The 22205-nt window shown below is 35.1% G+C and carries 19 protein-coding genes; 6 read left to right on the forward strand and 13 right to left on the reverse strand.

From position 1 onward, the window contains the following. Positions 1-94: 94 nt before the first annotated feature. The 4 genes from EZJ43_RS11905 to EZJ43_RS11920 form a co-directional block, all read right to left on the reverse strand. Complete coding sequence (locus tag EZJ43_RS11905; protein ID WP_133262944.1) at positions 95-709, reverse strand: hypothetical protein; 615 nt, start codon at positions 707-709, stop codon at positions 95-97. 116 nt (positions 710-825) lie between these two features. Beyond that, the gene (locus EZJ43_RS11910) at positions 826-2169 is read right to left on the reverse strand and encodes a dihydrolipoamide acetyltransferase family protein (RefSeq protein ID WP_133262945.1); all 1344 of its coding nucleotides are present in this window, start codon (positions 2167-2169) and stop codon (positions 826-828) included. Positions 2170-2224: 55 nt separating this feature from the next. Continuing rightward, a complete protein-coding gene (locus EZJ43_RS11915) occupies positions 2225-3469 on the reverse strand; it encodes a competence/damage-inducible protein A (RefSeq protein WP_133262946.1) in 1245 nt (414 codons plus the stop codon). Positions 3470-3472: 3 nt separating this feature from the next. Next, complete coding sequence (locus tag EZJ43_RS11920) at positions 3473-6118, reverse strand: putative LPS assembly protein LptD (protein WP_133262947.1); 2646 nt, start codon at positions 6116-6118, stop codon at positions 3473-3475. A gap of 30 nt (positions 6119-6148) precedes the next feature. On the opposite strand from EZJ43_RS11920, the gene EZJ43_RS11925 reads away from it, so the two are divergent. From EZJ43_RS11925 to EZJ43_RS11935, 3 genes are all read left to right on the forward strand, one after another. Next, positions 6149-7057: an N-acetylmuramoyl-L-alanine amidase family protein gene (locus EZJ43_RS11925; RefSeq protein WP_133262948.1), complete on the forward strand. Its 909-nt coding sequence runs from the start codon at positions 6149-6151 to the stop codon at positions 7055-7057. 15 nt (positions 7058-7072) lie between these two features. Then, positions 7073-7855, forward strand: coding sequence for an N-acetylmuramoyl-L-alanine amidase family protein (locus EZJ43_RS11930; protein WP_133262949.1), 783 nt, complete (start codon positions 7073-7075; stop codon positions 7853-7855). A 166-nt stretch (positions 7856-8021) separates the two neighbouring features. Continuing rightward, a complete protein-coding gene (locus tag EZJ43_RS11935) occupies positions 8022-8975 on the forward strand; it encodes an MlaD family protein (RefSeq protein ID WP_133262950.1) in 954 nt (317 codons plus the stop codon). Positions 8976-9044: 69 nt separating this feature from the next. On the opposite strand, the gene EZJ43_RS11940 is transcribed toward EZJ43_RS11935, so the two are convergent. The 4 genes from EZJ43_RS11940 to EZJ43_RS11955 all read right to left on the reverse strand — a co-directional run bounded on the left by EZJ43_RS11940 (position 9045) and on the right by EZJ43_RS11955 (position 12494). After that, entirely contained in the window at positions 9045-9950 is a 906-nt protein-coding gene (locus EZJ43_RS11940) for a ribonuclease Z (RefSeq protein WP_133262951.1), read from the reverse strand. Positions 9951-10018: 68 nt separating this feature from the next. Then, positions 10019-10396 carry an STAS domain-containing protein gene (locus EZJ43_RS11945; RefSeq protein WP_133262952.1) on the reverse strand — a complete coding sequence of 126 codons (378 nt, stop codon included), beginning with the start codon at positions 10394-10396 and terminating at the stop codon, positions 10019-10021. A 42-nt stretch (positions 10397-10438) separates the two neighbouring features. Further along, the gene (locus tag EZJ43_RS11950) at positions 10439-11383 is read right to left on the reverse strand and encodes a phosphoribosylaminoimidazolesuccinocarboxamide synthase (RefSeq protein WP_133262953.1); all 945 of its coding nucleotides are present in this window, start codon (positions 11381-11383) and stop codon (positions 10439-10441) included. A gap of 151 nt (positions 11384-11534) precedes the next feature. Then, the gene (locus tag EZJ43_RS11955; RefSeq protein ID WP_133262954.1) at positions 11535-12494 is read right to left on the reverse strand and encodes a PhoH family protein; all 960 of its coding nucleotides are present in this window, start codon (positions 12492-12494) and stop codon (positions 11535-11537) included. Positions 12495-12597: 103 nt separating this feature from the next. Here EZJ43_RS11955 and EZJ43_RS11960 point away from each other — a divergent pair, with 103 nt between their 5' ends. The 3 genes from EZJ43_RS11960 (at position 12598) to EZJ43_RS17185 (ending at position 14185) form a co-directional block, all read left to right on the forward strand. Beyond that, positions 12598-13377 (forward strand): SAM hydrolase/SAM-dependent halogenase family protein, encoded by a 780-nt coding sequence (locus EZJ43_RS11960; protein ID WP_133262955.1) that lies wholly within the window; start codon positions 12598-12600, stop codon positions 13375-13377. A gap of 159 nt (positions 13378-13536) precedes the next feature. After that, entirely contained in the window at positions 13537-14058 is a 522-nt protein-coding gene (locus tag EZJ43_RS11965; protein ID WP_133262956.1) for a hypothetical protein, read from the forward strand. Next, a complete protein-coding gene (locus EZJ43_RS17185) occupies positions 14039-14185 on the forward strand; it encodes a hypothetical protein (RefSeq protein ID WP_165953157.1) in 147 nt (48 codons plus the stop codon). Before EZJ43_RS11965 ends, EZJ43_RS17185 begins: the two co-directional genes overlap by 20 nt. 113 nt (positions 14186-14298) lie before the next feature. Here the strand turns inward: EZJ43_RS17185 and EZJ43_RS11970 are convergent, their stop codons facing one another. The 5 genes from EZJ43_RS11970 to pnp form a co-directional block, all read right to left on the reverse strand. Then, the gene (locus tag EZJ43_RS11970; protein ID WP_133262957.1) at positions 14299-15249 is read right to left on the reverse strand and encodes a D-2-hydroxyacid dehydrogenase; all 951 of its coding nucleotides are present in this window, start codon (positions 15247-15249) and stop codon (positions 14299-14301) included. A 45-nt stretch (positions 15250-15294) separates the two neighbouring features. Then, positions 15295-16368, reverse strand: coding sequence for a 3-phosphoserine/phosphohydroxythreonine transaminase (gene serC / locus EZJ43_RS11975; protein ID WP_133262958.1), 1074 nt, complete (start codon positions 16366-16368; stop codon positions 15295-15297). A 205-nt stretch (positions 16369-16573) separates the two neighbouring features. Continuing rightward, positions 16574-18982, reverse strand: a complete 2409-nt coding sequence (locus EZJ43_RS11980) for a TonB-dependent receptor (RefSeq protein ID WP_133262959.1) — start codon at positions 18980-18982, stop codon at positions 16574-16576. Positions 18983-19081: 99 nt separating this feature from the next. Continuing rightward, positions 19082-19753: a ribulose-phosphate 3-epimerase gene (rpe, locus tag EZJ43_RS11985; protein ID WP_133262960.1), complete on the reverse strand. Its 672-nt coding sequence runs from the start codon at positions 19751-19753 to the stop codon at positions 19082-19084. A 239-nt stretch (positions 19754-19992) separates the two neighbouring features. Then, positions 19993-22125 carry a polyribonucleotide nucleotidyltransferase gene (gene pnp, locus EZJ43_RS11990; protein WP_133262961.1) on the reverse strand — a complete coding sequence of 711 codons (2133 nt, stop codon included), beginning with the start codon at positions 22123-22125 and terminating at the stop codon, positions 19993-19995. Between the last annotated feature and the right edge of the window lie 80 nt (positions 22126-22205).

Raw genomic sequence — 22205 nt, forward strand, 5'->3', positions numbered from 1 at the left:
TTTGATATCCCAAATGCTATCGAAATTTGATTCAATTTGTTCCAAAAGAAGTCAAGTTTTTAAAACTTGACTTCTTTATAATGTGTAGATTTTATTATTTATAAACAGGTAACTCCGCTTTCAATGCTTCCACCCAATCTTCGAATAAATCATTTTCAATTCTAATCACTTCACCAGCGTACTTTTCCCAATCTGGTGAAAATTGAACCAATTGATTAATCATTTCCGCTAAATGACCTTCCTCCTCTAAAATAATAGATTTAACATTTACCTTACTCTTTGCATCATCCAAAATAGATTGATAAATTGGATATAATTCATCGGCACGCACTTCGATTGCATAAGTAACAAACAAATACGCCCCAAACTTCAAATCGTAACCCGAAAGATTAAACTTAGCTTTCAAGTATCTACAAACCGCAATATCTAATGCATGCAAATAATACTTAGTTTGATTTGGCGAAAGTAACTCAGCGTTTTTATAAGTTTTACAAAGCGATTCGTCTATTTTAGAAATTTGCTTTTTTAAATAGTACGCATGGCGATGTTCTTCTGCTGCGTGCTTTAAGATAATGAGGTTAACATTTTCCTTATGCTCTGAGGCAGAAATCTTTTTTGCACCAGCATTTTCCATATAAGATAATGTATTTAACCACTTTGCATGGAGATCATTATCTTCAACTATTGATTTTAAAACTATATCTAACATTTTAGATTGTTAAATTGATAAATTGTTTAATTGTTAGCAGTGAGTGAAACCGTACCAATTACATCACTGTGGAAGAACTGTGAATTGGAAACTGAGAACCGGCAACCGATAACCGATTAAATTTCTCTATTATAATCCCAATTTTCTAAATAATCTGCAACTCTACGTACAAACATGCCGCCAAGTGAACCATCTACTACCCTATGATCGTAAGATAAAGAAAGAAACATCATGTGTCTGATTGCAATTACATCGCCATGTTCTGTTTCTAAAACTGCAGGTTTCTTTTTAATTGCACCAACAGCTAAAATTGCAACCTGAGGTTGATTAATGATCGGTGTGCCCATTACATTGCCGAAAGAACCAACATTTGTTAGTGTAAATGTTCCGCCTTGGGTTTCATCGGGTTTTAATTTTGAGCTTTTCGCTCTCGTAGCCAAATCATTAACTGCTTTGGTTAGGCCAACTAAATTTAATTGATCGGCATTTTTTATTACAGGCACAATTAAATTACCACTTGGTAATGCCGCCGCCATACCGATATTTATATCGCGCTTTTTTATAATTTGTGTACCATTTACCGAAATATTAATCATCGGAAAATCTTTAATCGCTTTCGCAACGGCTTCAATAAAAATTGGTGTGAAAGTTATTTTTTCGTTTTCGCGTTTTTCAAAACTATTTTTAACTTTATTACGCCATAAAACTAGGTTGGTTACATCAGCCTCTACAAATGAGGTTACATGTGGCGAAGTAGTTTTACTCATTACCATGTGGTCGGCAATAAGTTTGCGCATTCTATCCATTTCAATAATTTCATCGCCACCAGAAACTGATGTTGTAGAAGTTTTATTGACAGTTGGCGCTGCTATCGGAAGACTTTGAGTTTTATTTTCTACATTTTGAACCTGAGCGACTGTTTTTGTAGGAACATCAATACCGCCACCTTTTTTAGCTATATAATTTAGCAGATCATCTTTATTTAAACGTCCATCAGTACCAGAACCTTTAATAGTATCTAATTCTGCGATCGAAACGTGCTCTTGAGCCGCAATACTTTTTACCAAAGGAGAATAAAAACGATCAGAATTGGTAAAATCGTTTTCGATTGGAACTTGCTTTTCTTGTAACTGTTCTACACCGGGAATAGTTTCCGATTTTTCTTCAACTATGGTTGCAATTGGAGAGGCGGTCTCACTTGGTTTATCATTATTGCCACCCTCAATTTCTATAATGGCAATCACATCACCAACCTGTGCAACAGTATCTTCGGCAAATAACTGTTTAAGCAGTTTCCCGGCCACTGGCGATGGAACTTCAGAATCGACCTTATCGGTTGCGATTTCTAAAATGGTATCATCTAAATCTATAGAATCGCCAATTTGCTTTACCCACTTAATAACCGTTGCTTCGGCAACGCTCTCTCCCATTTTTGGTAACAATAATTCGTATTGAGCCATATTAAATTACAGTATTTTATTTGGTAATGCTACAAAAATACAGTTTTTATTCCTTCTACAAGTCTTCTTTTAATAGATTTAATAGCATCACTAAAGCAGCAACTGCCGATCTTTCTATGTTTTGAATGCGCTTGTTGCTGAAATTAAACACTTTAGCAATTGTTTTGTGTTTATTTGAAACCGCAATCCACACGGTACCAACTGGCTTATCTGGCATGCCTCCATCTGGCCCAGCTACACCACTTACCGCAATTGCGTAATTGGTTTTAAAGTGTTTAATAGCGCCTTGAGCCATTTCGGTAACGGTTTCTTCACTAACAGCACCAAAGGTGGTTAAGGTATTTTCTTTCACACCTAAAATAGATTCTTTTAATTCGTAAGCGTACGCCACGGCGCCACCCCAATATACCGATGAACAACCGGGATGTTGGGTAATTAAATGAGCGATATATCCACCCGTGCAACTTTCTGCGGTAGATAAAGTTAAGCCACGCGCTTGCATCATGTTTAAAATCGCCTTTTCTAAAGGAATGTCATCATCAACTACAACAAAGCGATTAACCTTGCTTATAATTTGACTGGCAAACATCTCTACCTCAGTTTTTAAACTTTTTTCATCATCGCCTTTGGCGGATAAACGCAAACGAACCTGACCCAATTTAGGCAGATAAGCCAATTTTATATGAGCTGGCAAACTATCCTCAATGACCTCAATTTCTTGCGCTAAAAAAGACTCGCCAATATTTGCCGTTAAAATGGTTTTGTGAATAATAAATGGCAATTTAAATCGAGATTTTATTCTCGGCAAAATTTCATCGCTCATTAAATATTTCATCTCAAAAGGCACACCCGGCATCGAAACAAAAATCTTCTCACTTTGCTCAAACCACATGCATGGCGCTGTTCCATTTTTATTTACAATTACTTCGCATCCATCGGGCACATCTGCTTGTTGCATATTAATGTCGAGCAAAGGGCGGTTGTATTTTTGGAAGATTTGTCGAACCATTTCCAACGCGCCTTCATCTCTTCTAAAACCCATTTCAAAATATTTAGCCAAGGTTTTCTTGGTAATATCATCCTTTGTTGGCCCTAAGCCTCCGGTAATTAAAATTAAATCGGCACGTTTTTTTGCACTGGTTAAGGCTTCTATAATATGATTTTCATCGTCAGAAACTGAAGTAATCTGTTTTACGGAAACACCAATTAAATTCAATTGTTGCGCCATCCAAGCAGAATTGGTATCAACAATTTGGCCAATTAAAATTTCATCACCAATGGTTATAATCTCTGCAAACATAATTTATCTGTAAGTATTGTAGTAACCTTGTCTTTTACTCAATTTTAAATCCTGTAGAATAGAGGCTTTAACTTTCAATGTAACCGAATAACTTTTGTAAGCACCGTAAGGCACCCAATTTATGCTCATATCCCAACAGTGTAAATCGCGGTATATGGCAATGTTCATTGGCGTTAAGCCGTTATTTTTAAAATCGTAGCCCGAGTTAAAAGTAAACTTCCACTTGGGTGTTAAATTAAAATCACCATTAAAATTTAATGTATTCGAAACCGTCGAAATGTTTCCATCATTGGCATAATTAAAGGAATAGGAAAAACTAAAATTCCAAGGAATATTAAAATCGACAAAAGCGTTTGGATCTCTATTTATTGAGGCTAACTGTTCAGATTGTAATGGCGTCATGCCACTTTTTTCGGTCTGATCTTTTAATTTATCGTAATTTTCATTTTTCTTTTTTAATGCTTCTGCGTTAAAACTGTAATCAAAAGAGAAACCAAAATTACTTAATCGAGGTAATTTTTTATCTTGCCATGCATACCGATCTACTCTATTTTTCCGAACAAAAACACCGTTATTTAGTGAATCTCGAAGTACATAAGGATCTAAAGTACCATTGTAATTAATGCCCAATTTATCGGTAAACTGCGAACGCCCGCTAAAACCAATTGTTGATAATTTATAGGTTGGCGCAACAAAATTGTACGAACCGCTAAAGCTTAACCCTTGAATAATGGGTATTTTTCGATCGCCAGTACCCGTGGTATCTTTTTTATCTTTTACTTTTAATTCTACCGTATTATCTAAACCAAAACCAATAGATGCCGATTTTGAGTTAAATGACCCACCAAAAGCACTCTGTTCGAAAATAGAATATTTAACAAATTTACCAAAACCATCATTAATTCGATTTCCAAATTGATCGACTGGTTCTTTATAAATACCGCCTGCAGTTGAAGTAAAATCAGGATTGTACGATATGGAAACTGTGGGCGTCATCACGTGGCGCAACGCCTTTATATTACCTAAATGTTTAAATTCTCTCTTACCATAAACTTTCGTACTCATACTGGTCGAAATATTATAGCTACCACCTCTTTTAAATCCACTTAGGGTATCAGTTCTAAAGGTATAAGTGCCATCGTCAAAACGAGTGTATCGTTTATCGATGGTTTGAAAATTCCAAACTTCGTTATAAGTACCGCCCATACTAAAGTTTAAATATTTTAGCGCAGTAAAAGACATACTTACCGGAATAGTATGTGCAAATCCTGTTTTTAATCTTTTTAAACCATCTGGCTGAAACAGCAAACTATCTTTTGTACTAATACTATTGATGGCTTGATTAGAATAACCGAGCGTTATTTTTTGATACCATTTCTGCGTACCAACCCTATTTTTAGAATCGAATGGGCTAAACGTTGGCACGTTAAAAGATGCTGTAGGTAACCTAACAGAAACATCTTTTGTGCTTAATGTTTGCTCACTACTAAAAGCCGTGGTTAAGTTCATTCCATTAGTAAAAGATTTTGCATAACTTATACTACTCGACATCGTATTTGTTGCAATTGCACGTTGATCGTAGCTGGTATTTGCAGCTGTGTTTCTAAAGTAATTGCTCGAACCTAGGTTTACGCTGGCGCCAAAAGTTGTACCGGGTCTGGCATTGGCATTTTGTTGGTGCGACCACGTTAAGTGAAACGTTTTAACCACATCCTGAATCCCCTCTAAACCATTTTTTGCACTGCTGTAATTAAAATTTACGTTACCTGTATATTTATACCTTTTAATATAGTTAGAAATTAAATTGGTTTCATAAGATCCATTGGTGTAAATACTCCCCATAAATCTAGCATCCCAATAATCGTTTAAACCCAAATAATAACCAGCATTCTGCAAAAAGAACCCTCTTGTAGCATCTTCGCCCGGTGTGGGCAAAATAAAACCTGATGTGCGTTTATTCGTTTTTGGGAAGAAAGCGAAAGGTAAACCGAACGGTGTGGGTACATCTTCGATAATTAAATAAGTTGGCCCAGTAATAATCTGTTTTTCGGTTACAATACCTTTACTAATCATTAACCCGAAATGCGGATGGGGCAAATTACAAGTACTATACATTACATTTTTTATATGTAGTTCGTCGTCAACTTGCTTTTTACTTTGTCCGCCAGAGAAAAAGCCACCTTCTTGCTCAGAAAATACACTAAAAACTTTTGCTCGGGTAGTATTTGCATTATAATAAAGCGAATCGGCAATTGCAGACCCTTCAGTACCCGATTTAAAAATAGGGCGACCAATGTATTTTTTAGATTTTGGATCAATTATCCCGCTAGCGAAAATGATATTGTTTTTCTTATCGTAACGGATGTATTCTGCATCCAATTCAAAAGCATCATAAATTACCCGGGCTTCACCGTACAAATAAACAATATTATTGTCTTTACTTAAACGCACAGAATCTCTAGCTTTATACTCAATTTTATGATCTAAACCACTGGCTTTCTTTCCATTAAGTTTAGTAGTGTCGGTTTTATTTGTGTCTTGCTTAATTATCTGTTGACGATAAAATGGAGAAAAAGCGTTAGCTTTACCAACACACAGTGTTAATAAAATGACAAAAAATAGTAAAATAGAGTTGCTTAGAAGTTTCAAATTCGTATTTGAATGTTATTTTTGCAATAAATGTTTAATCAAAAACGTTCAAAATTAGTGAAAAATATACCATTGATAGACCTAAAAAAAATATTAGCCATTATTATTTGCATTACCGTAGTTAATTGCATTAATAATCAGGCATTTGCGCAAAATTATAAAATTAAAACAATTGTTATCGATGCGGGCCATGGAGGTAAAGATGGCTCTACCCGTGGACTTTACTCGAAAGAAAAAGACGTTGCATTAAGAACCGCCCTTAATTTGGGTAAGGCTTTACAAGATAGTTTGAAAGATGTAAAAATAATTTACACCCGCACAACCGATGTTTTTGTTCCTTTATACGAACGGATAAATATTGCTAACAACGCAAAGGCAGATTTATTTTTCTGTATTCACCTTAATGATATGCCTGTTCGTGTATCGAGAGTGTTTGATTACTATAAAAAAGTTAGAGGTAAAAAAGTTGCGGTTTACAGAACAGTAACGTCTAAAAGTACTTCCACTCGTGGTACTGAAACTTTCATATCAGGCTCTGGACGAGTTGATGAACAAGATGAAGTGATTAAAAGAGAAAATGCGGCTATCTTTTTGGAGGATAATTACCAGAAAAACTACGAAGGTTTTATTGCGAACACGCCAGAAAGCGACATTTTTACTTCGCTGATGAAACAAACTAATAGAGATAGAAGTAGTAAGCTTGCTTTAATGTTGCAACAAGAATATGTAAGAGATGGACGCGTAAATCGTGGTGTACAAGAGAAAAGTTTAGCCGTTTTGGCAAGAGCATCAATGCCTGCTATACTTACCGAAATCGGTTTTCTTTGTAATCCTGAGGAAGAAGATTACATGAATTCTGAAGAAGGACAAAAACAAATTGTAGATGGTTTTGTAAGGGCTATAAAAAATTACAAAAAATTAGCTGAAACCTCTTTTTAAAAAAACCTATTAAAAATGAAGCTTAACCTTCTAAGAATATTCTTTTGCGTACTTGCTATTTTTTCTGCCCTACCAACTGTAAATGCACAAGGTTATAAAATTAAAACAATTGTTATAGATCCTGGGCATGGTGGAAATAAACCGGGCGCTTCGGGTAGTTATTCAAAAGAAAAGGATGTTGCGCTAAAAATTGCTTTAAAATTGGGCGAAAAGCTAAAAACTGATTTACCCAGTATAAAAGTTATTTTTACGAGAAAAAAAGATATTGACGTAGATTTGTACCGCAGAGCAGAAATTGCAAACAATGCAGATGCAGATTTATTTATTTCGATTCACTGTAATTCTATGCCTGGGCATAACAAAACTACCAAAGGAACGGAAACCTTGGTAGCAGGCTCTCATAGACTTAAAGAGCAAGATGCTGCGATACGCGAAAATGCAGATATAAAGCTAGAGAAGAATTATAAGACAAAATATGATGGTTACGACCCGAACGATCCGGCGACTTTTATATTTTTATCACTATTAAAAAACACCTTTAGAGATAAAAGCATTAAGTTTGCAAAACTTATACAAACTAATTACGTTGCCGATGGTAAAAGATTTAGTAGAGGCGTAAAGGAACAAGGGGTTTTGGTTTTGCAAAGGTGTGGAATGCCTGCCGTTTTAACTGAGGTTGGATTTATATCAAACACACTGGAAGAAAAATACATAAACTCAGAAAAGGGCCAAAACGAAATTGCAAATGCTATTTTAAAGTCTATTAAAACCTATAAAAAACAAATAGAAGTAAAATAGTTTTTACACGTTGTGTAAATTTTTTAAAAAAATACATTTATAAACAAACAAAATAAAGCTTATTGATATTGTAGTTGAAATTAATTTACGATTAATTTAATCAACAATTAAAATGCTTAGCATGTAATCCACTTCATTGTCGGTTACATGCTATAAAATAAACAACATGAAAATTAAGAACGAAACCAAAGTAGGTATTTTAGCAGCATTTGCAATTGCGCTATTAATTATTGGATATAATTTTTTAAAAGGAAATTCAATATTTTCTAGCGAAACCAACTTGCTTGCAAAATATTCTCGCGTAGATGGATTAACGGTTTCTAAACCCATTTTAATTAATGGCTATCAAATTGGTAGAGTAGCTAAACTGGAGTTGCAGAATGACGGAACGATTATGGCAACTTTGAGCATTAAAAGTAAATATCCTATTCCAGAAAATAGTATTGCACGCTTAGAAGGGACAGATTTACTTGGTAGCAAGGCGATTATTATGGAATTGGGAAATTCGAAAAAGATGGCGGAGGAAGGTTTTGTATTAAATGCCAATGTAGAAAAAGGCTTAATGGAGCAGGTTGAACCTATCCAAAAGAAAGCTGAAATGATTATTACAAAAATGGACTCGGTTTTAAGCAGTGTGAATACTATTCTAAATCCTAACTTACAGAAAAATGTAGATAGAAGTTTTAACAGTATTGCCGAAACTTTAGGTTCATTGGAAACAACTTCGAAAAAGGTAGATGCAATGGTAGGTTCTGAAAGTAAAAGGATTTCAGCAATTTTTTCAAACGTTGAAGGTATTACTGCCAACTTAAATAACAACAGTCAGAAAATTACCGATATATTAACCAACATTAACTCTGTTACAGATCAAATTGCAGCGGCAAACTTTAAACAAACGCTTACCAATGCAAACCAAGCCATTGCAGATTTGCAGGGTGTAATTACCAATATGAAAGATGGTAAAGGGAGTTTGGGTTTGTTACTTAACGATACCAAGTTATATGATAATTTGAATAGCGCTTCAAAAAACCTGGATAATTTAATGATTGATTTAAAGGCTAATCCGAAACGGTACGTACACTTCTCTGTATTTGGAGGTGGCAACAAAACGGATAAATAAAATTACTAATCATAAAAAAAGTCGTTCAGTGCAAACCGAACGACTTTTTTTGTGTCTTAATAAAAAGCTTTACAGCTGAAATGTTCTTCCTTCGATAGCCAATTCGGTATTTTCGAAAACAGACTGCGCCTCTTCTAAAAGCATTTGGAGGGTTTTATATCTCGATGAGAAATGACCAATCAGTAATTTATGAACATGATTAATTTTTGCAATTTCTCCAGCCTGAAGTGCAGTTGTATGGTGCGTTTCGTTCGCGCGATCTAATAAATCATTCATAAAAGTAGCCTCGTGGTACAGCGTATCGCAATTCTTTATTGTAGGAAAATAACGTTCATCAAATAACGTATCCGAACAATATGCGTAACTCCGTGGTGCTTCTGCAGGTGTAGTATAATCGTTACTCAAAAGCATTTTACCATCTGGCAATTCTACATCCATTCCCTTTTTAAGCAAAGTATAATAAGCCATAGAAATAGTGTCGGCTTTATCTTTGATAAGTTTATGCTGGCGTTGTTTCTGTTCGAAAATAAAGCCTGTACAAGGTATGCGGTGATTTAAAATGATTGTTTTTACACTTAGGTCACTATTTTCAAAAATGACCTCAGAGGCGCTGGTGTTGGTGGGAAAAAAATCCAACTGGTATCTTAGGTTTGTGTCTGAGTATTTGAATTGGATTTCTAAAATTTCTAAAAGTTGTGGTGGACCAAAAATTTGCATAGGCTTGGTACGCCCATTAAGGTGCATGCTGGATAGCAATCCAATTAATCCAAAATAATGATCGCCATGTAAATGGCTGATGAAAATATAATCGATACGGGCGGCCTTAAGGTTAAATTTAATAAGTTGCTGTTGCGTACCTTCGCCACAATCTATTAAATAACATTTTTCGTTACAATTTAACAACTGCGCAGTTGGATTACGGTTAAAAACCGGCGTTGCAGAACTACTCCCTAAAATCGTTACCTCGAACTTCATTTTCCTAAGATATAAAAAGCCCCGTAGATATGAAAACTACGAGGCTTTATTTGATACATATAAGTCTTTTATTTATCGCCTCTAAACTCTTTTTCCAACTCATCCATAAAAATAAAATCAGTTGCTTCTTCTAATGTATTAACAAACGTTACCGATTGAAATATGTTTGATAATTCTATAATCGGCGCAATTTCATCATTTATGCCTGTTACAATGAATAAGCCTTTAGCGGTTTTGCATAGTCTATCGCCCACCAATAAGCAACTTAAATCTTGCGCGTCGTTACATTCTTTAACGTGACTTAAATCAACAATAATGTTCTTAAATCCTGCTGCATTTAGTAGATACAATTCAGATTTTAAACCTGGTGCATTATCGTTTGTAAACTTAGTTTCTTCTAGTTTTAAGGTTACGTATTTATCGTGTTTATCTAATGAAAATTTCATGGTTCTAAATATAAGGTTACTAATGTATCAATTTCTAGCTAATTATAGTGTTTCAATTGCTTTAAGTACATTGGATTGAATACGATCAGAAATTGCATTAGCATCTGCTTTAACAAACTTTTCGCCCACAATTTTTTCGTAAAGCTCGATATATCTTTCAGAAATAGAATCTACAATTTCGGGCGTCATTTCTGGTACAACTTGGCCATCTTTACCCTGGAAACCATTCTCAATTAGCCATTTCCGTACAAACTCTTTAGAAAGTTGTTTCTGTGGTTCATCAGCATCTTGACGGTCTTGATAACCATCAGCATAAAAATAACGAGACGAGTCTGGCGTATGAATTTCATCAATCAAATAAATCACACCATCAGCCATTCCAAATTCATATTTAGTATCTACCAAAATCAATCCGCTTTTAGCTGCAATTTCGGTTCCACGTTGGTATAAAGCAAAAGTATATTGTTCCAATTTTTCGTAATCGGTAATAGATACAATACCTTTAGCTAAAATATCTTCCTTAGAAATATCTTCATCATGCCCTACTGATGCTTTTGTGGTGGGGGTAATAATTGGCTGAGGCAACTTATCGTTCTCTTTTAAACCATCAGGCAACGCAACGCCACACACCGAACGTTTACCGGCACTATATTCGCGCCAAGCATGCCCAGCAAGGTAACCCCTAATTACCATTTCTACTTTAAAGGGTTCGCAAATGCGACCAATTGTAACCATCGGATCTGCAACATTAAGCACCCAATTTGGAACAATATCCTGCGTAGCAGTTAAAAATTTAGCTGCAATTTGGTTTAAAACCTGCCCCTTAAAAGGAATAGCTTCTGGCAATACTACGTCGAATGCCGAAATACGATCAGAGACTACCATAACCATAAATTTATCGGCTATTGTATAAACATCACGCACTTTACCTTTGTAAAAATTGCTTTGATTTGGGAAATTAAAATGGGTTTCTTTTAGTGCTTTCATGAGGGTATAAAAATAGGAAAAAAAGCTGAAAGTCGGAAAGTCCGGAAAGACCGAAAGTTGGGAAAAGTCAGGGTTTCTAGCGAAAAGAAGATACCCCCACATTTTATACGCCTATAACTTCCCGACTTTCGGACTGAAAACTTTCAGCCTTTTACTGAATATCGCCGTAGGCTTTTAAAATATCTTTAACCAACTTATGCCTCACCACATCTTCGCCACTTAAGTAAACAATATCAATACCTTTTATACCTTCTAAAATACGTAAACCGGTAAACAAACCCGACATTGTTTTTTTAGGTAAATCGATTTGGGTAACGTCGCCGGTTACAATAAATTTAGCTGTTGGACCCATACGTGTTAAAAACATTTTCAACTGCATATCGGTCGCATTTTGTGCTTCATCTAAAATTACGAAGCAATTATCTAACGTACGGCCACGCATAAAAGCCAAAGGTGCAATTTCGATCGTACGATTTTCTAAATAAAATTTCAGTTTTTCAGCAGGAATCATATCATCAAGTGCGTCATAAAGCGGACGCAAGTAAGGATCAATTTTTTCTTTTAAATCGCCCGGTAAAAAACCAAGATTTTCACCAGCTTCAACTGCTGGTCGCGTTAAAATAATGCGTTTAATTTCTTTGTTTTTTAGGGCTCTAACGGCCAATGCAACCGCTGTATAGGTTTTACCAGTTCCGGCCGGACCGATTGCAAACAGAATATCGTTTTTAGCAATACTGGTAACCATTTTACGCTGATTTGCCGTTCTCGCTTTTACTAATAATCCGTTGGTGCCAAATACAATTACTTCTCCGCCCCCGCCTGTTGGTACTTCTAAGTCCTTTTTCTCAACTGGATTTGCTTTTTCGCCTAAAAGTGCTTCCACATCGTTATTGCTGAGCGAACTATATTTTTCTAGGTGGGCAACAAGTTGGTTAAACTTATCTTCAAATACTTTAAGTTCCTGTTCATCACCGAGTGCCTTTATTTCATTACCCCTTGCCACAAGTTTCAACTTCGGGAAAGCAGCTTTGATCATTTCATAATTCTCGTTTCCCATACCCCAAAACAGAGCAGGATTTACGGTTTCTAGGGTTAATTTTATTTCGTTCAAATTGTAGTATTTTTAAACTTTTGGGGTGTATATTAATTAAAATTTGAATATTTGTAAGCAATGAGGCCTATACACAAGAATAAGCATAAATAATTTAATTTTAATGGCGATTATCACTTTAACAACAGATTTAGGTTCGAAAGATTTTTACCAAGCGGCTTTAAAAGGCAGTTTGCTAACTATTTTGCCTGGCGTTAATTTGGTAGATATTACGCATGAAGTTCCATCATTTGATATTTCTTATGCAGCATTTGTTTTAAAAAATGCCTACCCATATTTCCCTAAAAATACCGTTCACTTAATTGGCATTGATTCCGTTTATAGCGAAAACACAAAATATATAGCTATTAAACATCGAGATCACTATTTTGTTGGGGCAGATAACGGAATATTTTCGTTACTTTTTGATGAGGTACCTGAAGAAGTTGTAGAACTTAATATTATGCAAGATCTTAAATACCTGCATTTTCCGTTGGTAGATATTTTTGTAAAAGCAGCTACACATTTGGCTAAAGGTGGCAAATTAAAAGACATTGGATTGCCAATTGTAGAAATTGAACAGAAAATGCTTTTACATCCCGTTATTGAGCGCGATATCATCCGCGGTAGCGTAATTTATATAGATACTTTTTGCAACGTAATTACAAACATCACCAAAGATCTTTTTACCAAAATACAGCGCAATAGAGATTTTACCTTATATTTTAGAAAAAGTGAAACGATTACCCAGCTAAGTTGGCACTACAACGAAGTACCCGAAGGTGAAAAACTCTGTTTATTTGGAATTAGCAACCATTTAGAAATTGCGATTAATAAAGGTAAAGCAAGCGGATTACTTGGCCTACATTTGGGTGATATTATTAGGGTGGAGTTTCATTCGTAAAAGCTTAAAGCACAAAGCTTAAAGCGAAAAGCGAAAAGCTGAAAGTACAAAGCGAAAAGATTAAACCTGAAAGCAAAATAGTTTAGTCGCTAAATATATCTTACTATTTGGCTATTAACCAATAAAAAACAACTTCCATCCTATTTCGTTTATAACAGTATGACTAAATATGTTTTATTAATTACAATCTTTTTTACAAGTTTCAATGCATTCGCTCAGCAAGATAGTAACTCTTACAGCGCGCAACGTGTAAAAGTAAATCAGCTTTTAAAAGAGAGAAGTATGAGGTTTGGGAAGTATGACGAGAGTTTAAATCAGCGAAGTGGTATTTTTGGTTGGCAAACAAAAAAAGACATTAAAAATTCTAATGAAATTCTCCGTCAGGTTGTTTTAACAGATAACAACATTTTTAAAGAACTGAAAGTGTTAATGGATTATAAAGATTTGCAAAATGAGCAAAAAATTGTAGTTGCAGATCAGTCTGAAGAACGCACAGATAATTATATGCGCAGCATAAAAAAGTTGCAAGATCGAAATGTTAAGCTAAAAGCTGAGTCTAGCAAAATCGAAAAAGGGAAAAATATTTATACTTACATCATTATCTTTTTAGTTTTAGTTACGGGTGTCGGTTTTTATTTATTCAGCAATAAAATAAAGAGTTATGAAAAAAGAACTGTTTAGGGTTTTAGCAAAAATTAATAAAATCGTTTTGCCGAGTTTGTATAAGATAGACCCAAATAAGCTTACAACTTTGCAAAAAGGGATATTAGGCTATCGTTACTGGGTTTTAACAAAGGCTTTGGATTAAAAAGAGGCCAACTGAAAAGTTGGCCTCTTTTTAATATTAGTCATGCTGAATTTATTTCAGCATCTTAGTGAATGAGACTCTGAAACAAGTTCAGAGTGACGGAATGCTTGTTTTTATTTATTAAAATGCTCAATAATTAACGTAGCTAATTCAGTACCAATTCGCTCTTGTGCTTCATTTGTTGCAGCACCAATATGAGGTGTTAACGAGATTTTAGGATGCGTTAAAATTGCTGCTAAAGGCGTAGGCTCATTATCAAAAACATCTAACCCTGCAAACGCTACTTTACCAGAATTTAAGGCTTCTATTAAAGCTGATTCATCAATAGTTCCACCACGGGAACAGTTCACAATACCCACACCATTTTTCATTTTAGCAAACTCTTCTGCACCTAAAATAGGTTTATCTGCAAATGGAGTGTGTAAACTGAAGAAATCGCTATTGGCAAATACTTCATCTAAAGAAACCGTTTTAATTGGAATGCTAACTGATTTTCCACCTTGAAAATCTAAAGTAATTTCAGTTTCCGTAGGATATAGATCATAAGCCAAAACATTCATTCCTAAACCTAGCGCCACTTTTGCTGTAGCGCGACCAATACGACCGAAACCAATAATACCAATTGTTTTACCGCTTAATTCGGTACCTTTTGCGTAAGCTTTTTTAAGGTTATTAAATTGAGTTGATCCTTCTACCGGCATTTTACGATTGGCATCTTGTAAAAATCTAATGCCTGTAAATAAATGAGCGAAAACAAGCTCTGCAACAGATAATGATGATGCAGCTGGCGTATTAACTACAGCAATACCTTTGCTTCTGGCATAATCAACATCAATATTATCCATTCCTACTCCGCCCCTACCAATTAACTTGATATTGGGTACAGCATCAATTAAATCCTTTCTAAGTTTTGTTGCACTACGAACGGTAATACCATCGTAATTTTTCAAAGCCTCTGCCAATTGATCTTGTGGAACAGTCTCTGTATCAACTTGAAAACCAGCTTTTTCCAATAATTCTTTTCCGATGGGATCGATGCCATCGTTTGCTAATATTTTAAACATTTGTTATTACGATTGATTGGATAAGTATCCAAATTTTAATAATTTTTACTTTGTTTTTGCTTGTTGCTCTTCAAAAGTCTGCATTGCATCAATTAGCGCATGCACGCTCGTAATTGGCAAAGCATTGTACATCGAGGCGCGGAAACCGCCAACACTTCTATGACCTTTAATACCAATTATACCCTCAGCCTCGGCAAATTTTAAAAATGGCTTTTCCAATTCTGCATTTTCCATTACAAAACAAACGTTCATTTTAGAGCGATCTTCTATTGCACATGTGCCTTTAAATAATGGATTACGGTCAATCTCCCTGTAAAGTGCTTCAGCTTTTTGCTTATTTTCTTTTTCAATTTCGGCAACACCACCTTTAGAATTTAACCAGCGTAAATTTAAAAGCGCTACATAAATTGAGAAAACAGGAGGCGTATTATACATCGAACCGCCATCAATATGCGATTGATAATTTAACATTGAAGGAATTTTGCGATCAATTTTGCCCAAAATTTCATCTTTTACAATAACGATTGTTAAACCCGCTGGACCTACATTTTTTTGTGCACCTGCATAAATTAAATCAAATTTCGAAACATCGATTACACGGCTCATTATATCCGATGACATATCGCAAACGATTGGAACTTTGGTAACGGGCAAATCGAACTTTTCCGTACCATAAATCGTGTTATTTGATGTGTAATGGAAATAAGCACTATCAGCCGGAATTTCAAAATCTTTAGGTATGAATGTATAATTTGCATCTTTGGATGAAGCTATAACGTTAACATTACCAATAATTTTTGCTTCCTTTAATGCTTTGGAAGACCAAACACCCGAATCTAAATAACATGCGGTTTGCCCCTCGCCCAACAAATTCATTGGAACCATTGCAAACTGTAAACTAGCTCCACCCTGTAAAAATAAAACGGAATATCCCGAAGGTACATTTAACAATTCCTTTACCAATTTCTCAGCTTCTGCCACTACATTTTCAAACTCCGTAGTTCTGTGCGAAATTTCTAATATTGATAATCCATCGTTAAAATCTAGAACAGCCTGTGCGGCTTGTTTAAACACTTCTTGAGGTAAAATACAAGGCCCTGCGCCAAAATTATGTTTCATTTTGTTTATAAAATTTATGCTGTAAATGTAAAAGTTTTCATTCGCCGTACCTACTAATATTTATCATAAAAAATCAATATTTCATAAAAGTTTTAATCAAAAAGTAATATTTATTGCAATTTTCGCAATATTTGAGTACATGATAGAATTTTAACCTCCAAACTTGCAGAAATATATCATTCAATAAATCGCGCGCTAGAAATTGTTATTTTCCAATCTTGAATTTTACAATCAATTTTAAATTTAACTGTCTGCCTGTTAAGTAATTTGGAATGGCGTATTGAATATTATTAACATCTTTTAGAAACAAGTAAGAAACTGTATTATTGATATTTAACAGGTTAAAGATTTCTACAAAAAAAACCACAGAACTAAAATTCCTATCTAAAAATTTTGGTTTATGCAACGCTTCATCATCCAAAAAATCTTTCGAAAAACCAATATCTACCCGTTTGTAAGATGGAATATAATATTTATCTAAATATCGCGGACTATTTGTAGGTCCGATTGGCATTTTGGAACCATAAACGGCATTTAAATGAACTTTGTAAGTTGGACTATTTAACAAACGATCTTGAAAAAACATCGAAAAATTGATCAGTTGATCGGATGGTCGTTTTAAAAAGCCAGGTTTAACTAGCACACCGTTTTTAACATAATCATCATTTACAATATCTTCGTTGGCATGCATTAATGATAACCTAAAATAAGAAACTAAGTCTTTTACAAATTCTCCGCCTATGCTAAAATCTGCTCCATAAGTAAATCCTTTCGAAATTTCATTTGCCAAATATTTTATCTTAAGATTATCAATTTTATAGGGAATTAAGCGATCGGCGTACTTAAAATACAATTCTGATGTAAATTTAAGTCGAGTTCCCAAACCATCAAAAGCATAATCGTAACCAATTGAACTGTTAAAAGATCTTTGTGCTTTTTGGTTAATGTTCAATACACCATTTAAATCTCTAATTGTTCGGTACGATGGCGGTTGTTGGTACACGCCTGCAGAAAAGCGGACAATTTTATTATTTGAACTTGGCCTATACGCTAACAATAACCTCGGACTAACAAGCAATTGATGACTTAACGAATTATAATTTGTGCGCACACCCAATTGCAATTCTGTATGGGATGATAAAGAATAACTATCTTGAATATACGCACTGTAGTTTTTTATATCGATGTTATTATTCGATAAAACTCGGTCTTTACCGCTATTAAGGCCAATAACTCCCGAAGAGTCTGAATAGTTGTACTCATTTATTTTATCTTGATATTTCGCCCTGTCGAACTTTACGCCCCAAGAAAAAACATGATTTTCGAAGTTTTGATCCACTTTAACTGCGGAAGAGTAGGTTTGGGTATTTAAATTATTTAATCCATAGCTATAATAATTACCTAAACTTTTATTAGAGAAATTCATACCACTTCCCACACCCATTGTTGGGTCTAAATTACCAAAAAGGTAACTCCCTTCAATATCATAGTTTTCGCGCTCAAAAGTGTTGAAATAGCTATTTATAAACTTAACTACCATATTTGCTACTGGTACGTAGGTAGCAGTAATGGCTGTACCTAAAAACTGATAATCATCAACTTCCTTTCCAGTATAATCTACATCCAACCGTAAAGTGTTATTTATGGTACCAAATTCTGTTTCTCTACTGGTTGGAACCAGTTTAAATTGCCCGAAGTTAAAAATACTGAATACATTTATATTTAACTTAGATGAGAAATCATATTGATAAATCACTTGCGCATCGGCAAAATTAGGACTATAACTTCCTTTCTCATCTTGTTTAATGAGCACATTAGCATTATTTTTATACCGAATACCGGTAAGCAAAAAGCTATTTTTAAAATTCTGTTTTAGCGTTAGTGAAGAATTTAATAAGCCAGTACTCAAAGAAAGTTCATCGCTCGCAGGCCTTTCGTACCTAACATCTAAAACAGAGGAAAGCTTATCGCCGTATTTAGCTTCAAAACCTCCAGCAGAGAATTTTGCTTTACTCATCAAGTCACTATTAATAAAACTCAATCCTTCTTGCTGTCCGCTTCTAATTAAAATCGGCCGATTAACCTCTATATCATTGATGTAAACCAAATTTTCGTCGAAATTACCACCTCTAACATTGTATTGTGCACTTAATTCGTTGTTTGTTGATACGCCGGGCAACGTTTTTAACATCGTTTCGAAATTGCCAGAAACCATGGGCATCGAAGAAATGTCAGCAATATTTAAGGTTGTAGCATTACTGAGCTGATTTTTTTTATCGGTGATATTAATTTGTTCCAGTTCATTTGGATTGACCGTCAACACTATATTTTGGTTAATCCGCGCACCAGGAAAAGAAACTAGCTTAACGGCTCGACTTTGATAACCCAACAGAAAAAATTTAATATCGCAATTTCTAGTTTTCGAATAAATAGTATAGGCTCCTTTTTCATCGGTCAAGGTTTTTTGCGCCTGACCGATAATACTAATGGTAACCTGCGGTAATGGTTGATTATTTTCGTTCGACACAACGCCGGATATTCTTACCAATGGTTGCGCTAAAGCAAAACTGCTACCCGCAAACAGAAGAAAAAAAAGTAAACGAAGGTGGAGCATTATTTTTAAGATATTAGTATCAAGTATTTAGTATCAAGTATCAAGACAGCTCATAAAGCGTATTTGAGACTAGCATATTGATATTTTAAAATTCAACACTTAAATACTAAAACTCGAATTCGTCAAACTTTTCATATCTGCTATGGTTTCTGTTGGATTATCAGCAGAAAAAACTGCGTTACCTGCAACAAACGAATTTACCCCAGCATTTGCCAATTTAGTAATATTTTGTAAACCAATTCCGCCATCTACCTGGATAATTAAATCTTCATTTACACCTTGAATCAAACGCTTTAAATCTTCAATTTTTTTGTAGGTGTTCTGAATAAAAATTTGTCCGCCAAAGCCAGGATTTACCGACATAATCAGCACCAAATCTAAATCTGCTATTACATCTTGCAATAAAATTACAGGCGTATGTGGATTTAAAGCCACTCCAGCTTTACAACCTGATGCTTTTATTAATTGAATAGTTCTGTGTAAGTGCGTACAAGCCTCGTAATGTACTGTTATACTATCAGCACCTGCATCAGCAAATTCTTCGATATATTTATCAGGCTCAACAATCATTAAATGAACATCAATTGGTTTAGTTGCGTGCTTTTTAACCGCTTTCATTATCGGGAAACCAAATGAGATATTTGGGACGAAAACACCGTCCATTACATCGAAATGAAACCAATCGGCTTCACTTTGGTTAATCATTTCAATATCGCGTTGCAAGTTGCCGAAATCGGCAGATAGTATGGATGGAGCAATTATGTGTTTCATTTATTATAGAGTTTTCGTCATTGCGAGGCACGAAGCAATCTTTGTAGTAAAATAGATTGCTTCGTGCCTCGCAATGACGATGTAATTATGTAAGAAGTAATACTGCAAGTTACAAAATGATTATTAAACAAAATAGCAACCAACAAAAAACCCTTCCAGTAAAAACTGAAAGGGTTTAATAAGCTTTGCTAAAAGTCCCCTTTACGGCCTGCCTGCCGGACAGGCTGGGATTTAGGGGTCTAAGCCTGTGGAGCTGGTTTTTCTGGTCTAGGCAATAAAACTTTACGAGAAAGTTTCATTTTACCTTGCTTATCGATGTCTAATAATTTAACCTCGATTTTATCACCTTCTTTCAACACACCATCCATAGTTTCTAAACGTTCCCAAGAAATTTCAGAAATGTGTAATAAACCATCTTTACCTGGCATAACCTCAACAAATGCACCAAACGGCATAATAGATTTTACTTTACCTTGGTAAATTTCGCCAATTTCTGGCTTAGCTATAATATTACGGATACGACCAACCGCAGCATCAATTGCAGCTTTATTATCTGCAAAAATTTCTACAATACCTTTACCATCAACTTCTTCGATTGAGATTGAAGCACCAGTTTCGCGTTGCATTTCTTGAATGATTTTACCACCTGGGCCGATAATAGCACCGATAAATTCTTTCTCAATAGTTAAAGAAACAATACGCGGAGCATGCGGTTTCATATCTTCATTAGGAGAACTAATCGTCTTCTTCATCTCATTTAAGATGTGTAAACGACCATCCTTAGCTTGTAACAAAGCTTTAGTTAACACTTCATAAGATAAACCGTTAACTTTTAAGTCCATTTGGCAAGCAACAATACCGTTTTCAGTACCTGTAACTTTAAAGTCCATATCACCTAAATGATCTTCATCTCCTAAAATATCAGAAAGGATTGCATATTTGCCAGTTTTCTCATCGCTGATTAAACCCATTGCAATACCAGAAACTGGAGATTTAATTTTAATACCAGCATCCATCAACGCTAAAGTAGCCGCACAAACGGTTGCCATTGATGATGAACCATTTGATTCTAAAATATCAGAAACAATACGGATTGTATATGGATTGGCTTCACCTTCTGGTAAAACCTTTTTTAACGAACGTTGCGCTAAAGCACCGTGGCCAATTTCTCTACGACCAGCGCCTCTGTTTGGCCTAACCTCTCCAGTGGAGAAACCAGGGAAATTATAGTGTAATAAGAATTTGTTATAACCGTTAACAAACGCACCATCAATCATTTGCTCATCATCTTTGCTACCTAAAGTAACCGATGTAAGCGATTGTGTTTCGCCACGTGTAAATACGGCCGAACCGTGTGCTGCAGGTAAATAACCTACTTCACTCCAAATTGGACGAATTTCAGTTGTTTTACGTCCATCTAAACGAATACCTTCATCTAACAACAAATTTCTAATTGCATCGTACTGCACATCATGGTAATAATGTTTAGCCATTGCTTTAGTTAAATCTGCAGTATCTTCTGGCATTGCTGCGAAGAAATCATTAATAATTGCAGTAAAACCAACTTTACGTTCATCTTTATTAGAACCAGATTTCGCTACCGCATAAACTTTATCGTAAGTAGCAGCAAAAACTTGTGCTCTTAAATCAGCATCGTGATCTTCGTGGTTGTACTCGCGTTTAACTGTTTTACCAGTTGCGATTGTTAACTCAACTTGTAAAGCACATTGTTTTTTAATTGCATCATGTGCAAATTTCAATGCCTCAACCATTTCATCTTCCTGAATTTCATCACACTCGCCCTCAACCATGCCTATATCATGTGCCGAACCAGCAACCATAAATTCTAAAGTTGCACGCTGTAACTCACTAGCTTTTGGATTGATTACCAATTTTCCATCAACCTTAGCAACACGTACTTCAGAAATTGGACCGTTAAAAGGGATATCTGAAACAGCTAAAGCAGCCGATGCAGCTAAACCAGCTAAACAATCAGGCATGATGTCTTTATCAGCAGAAATTAATGAAATCATCACTTGTGTATCAGAGTGATAATCTGACGGGAACATTGGGCGCAAAGCTCTATCTACCAAACGAGAGATTAAAACCTCATAATCTGATAATCTAGCCTCACGACGTAAAAATCCACCTGGAATACGGCCTGTTGCCGCGTATTTTTCTTGATAATCTACCGATAATGGTAAGAAATCGGTACCTGGTTTAGCACCTACGGTAGATACAACTGTTGCTAACAACATCGTATCGCCCATTTTAACTACAACCGAACCATCGGCTTGTTTAGCCAATTTACCAGTTTCAATTTCGATTGTTCTGCCATCGCCTAAATCAAGCGATTTTTTTATTACATTCATTTAATTAGAATTATAGTGTGTTTTCCTCTTTCTACACACCGTTGTTTATTTATATTTTGTGTTTGCAAATTTAAAAAGCC

This window comes from Pedobacter changchengzhani (assembly GCF_004354365.1).
In the GTDB taxonomy this organism is placed as follows: Bacteria; Bacteroidota; Bacteroidia; order Sphingobacteriales; family Sphingobacteriaceae; genus Pedobacter; species Pedobacter changchengzhani.